The following is a 3,335-nucleotide window of genomic DNA, read 5'->3' as shown; positions in this document are numbered from 1 at the left end:
TATGGTGCCGCCCTGACGGCCCGCATGCACTGCCCCCAGAACGAGGAGGTCGAGGCGGCCGTGGCGGACAACCCACGCCTTGGGCATCCCTCCATCGCCCTGCGCGACGGGGGCAAGTCGATGGGGGCCACCCCCACGACCCCCAACAAGGCACCGGTTCCAGGCGGGGCCGGGGTTTCCGGGGCGGCGGCCAGGAAGGCCGAACCCCGTGGTCCCGTCAAGGGGCACCCTCAGGATCCGACTGCGACCGGCGCCAAGAACGAGCAGGGGTTCAGGTCCACCATGCCGGACATCCAGGTCGAGGACGGCCATGTGGTCAGCTCCATCCTGGCCGGGGAACAGCTGGACAACCTGTCCATGACCACCACCCACGATGTCTGCAAGCTCTGTCAGAACCACTGCAAGCTGACCATCACCGAATTCGAGGACGGCGGCCGCTACGTGACGGGGAACCGCTGCGAACGTGGCGGGGATAAGAACCGGAGGCGCTCCGACAGGCCCAATCTCTACGACTTCAAGTACAAGAGGGCCTTCGCCTACCGCCGCCTGACCCCGGACAAGGCCACCAGGGGCGATATCGGCATCCCCCGGGTGCTCAACATGTACGAGGACTACCCGTTCTGGTTCACCCTCCTGACCAGCCTGGGATTCCGGGTCATGATTTCGGGAAGGTCCAACCACGAGCTCTTCGAGAGCGGGATGGAATCCATCGCCTCCGAGAACATCTGTTACCCGGCCAAGCTTGTCCATGGGCACATCCACTCGCTCCTGGACAAGGGGATCAAGACCATTTTCTACCCCTGTGTCACCTATGAGCAGGAGCTGGTGCCCGACACGGACAACCACTACAACTGCCCCATCGTGGCCAACTATCCGGTGGTGATCGAGGCCAACATGGCCGAACTCAAGGAGGATGGGGTCCGGTTCATGAGGCCCTACTTCAACCTGTCCAACAGGGAGAAGATGGTCGAGCGGGTCGTCAAGGTCTTCGACTGGGCCGGCGTTGGCGAGGAGGAGGCCCGGGGCGCCGTCCAGGAGGCCTACCGCGAGGATGCCCGTTTCAAGGAGGATGTCCGGCAGGAGGGGTTGCGGGCCCTGGCCTACATGCAGGAGTACGGGGTCAAGGGTGTGGTCCTGTCCGGCAGGCCCTACCATGTGGATCCCGAGGTCAACCACGGCATCCCCGAGACCATCTGTTCCCTGGGCATGGCCGTGCTCTCCGAGGACTCCATCTGTGAGCTGGACGTGCACGATATGCCCAAGCTGAGCGATTACATCATCCCTGCCGCGGGGGAACGTGCCCTGGCCTCCAACAACCCCAATGCCGGCGAGTTCCGCAAGACGGTTCCGAACTTCGGCGACGGCCGGCAAAAGATGCCCCTGAGGGTGACCGACCAGTGGGCCTACCACTCCAGGCTGTATTCCGCGGCGCGGTTCGTCTCCGAGTACCCCGACCTGCAGCTGGTCCAGCTGGTCAGCTTCGGGTGCGGTGTGGATGCCATCACCACCGATCAGGTCCAGGAGATCCTGGCCGACAAGGGCGATGTCTATACCCAGCTGAAGATCGACGAGGTCTCCAACCTGGGGGCCGCCAAGATTCGTCTGCGCTCGCTGAAGGCCGCCATGGATGAACGCCACCAGCGTGATCTGGACATGAACGCGGCAGGCGAGGTCCCGGCGGCTGCCCAAGCCGAGAATGCCGACCTCTCCCTTGGTGGGGTCCAGGAGGAGGATACCGGTATTTCCTTGGATTCCGTCAATGAAGATGCTGCCGAAAGCACTATAGAGGTGGAAGGGACCGAAGGGGCCGCTGCGCCCGTCAAGGCACAATCCGACGGGTTCCGGTCCACGAACGCCCAGAGGATCAGCCTGTCCGGAAACAAGGCCGATATCGTGGCCCTGGCCCGGTTCGTCGCCCTGCACGATAAGAGCGACCAGGGTCTGGTGAGCCTCCACCCCATGGGCATCAGGCCCATGCGGGAGGCCATGGCCTCGCGGCAGAAGGAGGCGGACCAGGGGTCGGTAAAGACCGGAACCGCCCAGGGGCAGGATGCGGAGAAGCAGGCAGGTACCGGACCCAAGGGTGACATGGATGCCAAGACCGGTGAGGCTGCTGCCAAGCCGACCATGTCCAAGTATGCCAAGGAGCATCGCTTCACCAAGGCCATGGGGCACAAGTACACCGTAGTGGCACCACAGATGTCGCCCGTGCACTTCTCCCTCCTGGAGGCGGTCTTCTCCAGTGCCGACTACCACTTCGAGCTGCTGAAGCACGCCACGGCCGAAGACATCAACACCGGGGTCAAGTATGTCAACAACGACGCCTGCTTCCCGGCCATCATCGTGGTGGGCCAGCTGGTCAACGCCTTCATCTCGGGGAAGTTCGACCCCCATAGGTGTGCGGTCATCGTCACCCAGACCGGCGGCATGTGCAGGGCCACCAACTACTACGGCCTCCTGCGCAAGGCCCTGGCCGATGCCGGATACGGCTATGTGCCCATCATCACGCTGAGCGTTCAGGGGTTCAGGGCCAATCCTGGCCTTCGGGTCACCCCGGCCCTCCTGCACCGTGCCGTCAAGGCCTTCTACCTGGGTGACGCCATGATCGAGTGCCTGCTCAGGATCCGACCCTATGAGCAGGAGCCCGGCTCGGCCAACAGGCTCTACAAGCTCTGGGACACGATCTGCAAGGAGACCATCGAGCACCACGGATACTCCAAGACCGCCAGGAGGGTTTACGGCCGCGGCTACCTGCCCTACAACACCCTGATGAAGCGGATGATCCGGGCCTTCGATGACCTGCCCCTGCGTGACATACCCCGCAAACCCAGGGTGGGCGTGGTCGGAGAAATCCTGGTCAAGTATCATCCTGACGCCAACAACCATGTGGTCGACCTGATTGAGAGCCAGGGGTGCGAGGCGGTCCTGCCGGGGGTCTGCGACTTCATGGTCAATGGAATCTCCAATGCCGAGTGGAACGAGGAGATGCTGGGCACCGGCGGCCAGGTGGGTGTCAAGAAGATCGTCCTCAGGGCGGCGGACGTCTACCGTGCACCGATGATCGCCGGTTTCAAGGCCTCCAAGGGGAAGTTCGACATTCCGGCCCACATCAGCAAGCTGAGGCAGAAGGCGGCTACGGTCACCTCCCTTGGGGTCCAGGCCGGCGAGGGCTGGCTCCTGACCGGCGAGATCATCGAGCTGATCCAGTCCGGCGCCCCCAACATCGTCTGTGCCCAGCCTTTCGCCTGCCTGCCCAACCATGTGACGGGGCGCGGCATGTTCGGCAAGATCCGCAGGACCTATCCCGAGGCCAACATCGTCTCCATCGACTACGA

General features: G+C 63.5%; 1 protein-coding gene. It reads left to right on the top strand.

Annotated features, from left to right (window positions below):
• Positions 1–3,335 (top strand): acyl-CoA dehydratase activase-related protein (locus Q0K62_RS07905; RefSeq protein ID WP_297317430.1); only part of this gene is annotated, 3,335 nt, incomplete at both ends.

The organism is uncultured Bifidobacterium sp., assembly GCF_945269915.1.
Lineage (GTDB): Bacteria > Actinomycetota > Actinomycetes > Actinomycetales > Bifidobacteriaceae > Bombiscardovia > Bombiscardovia indica.
Note: the sequence above shows the minus strand (reverse complement) of the source record. Positions and strands in the feature narration are given on the sequence as shown.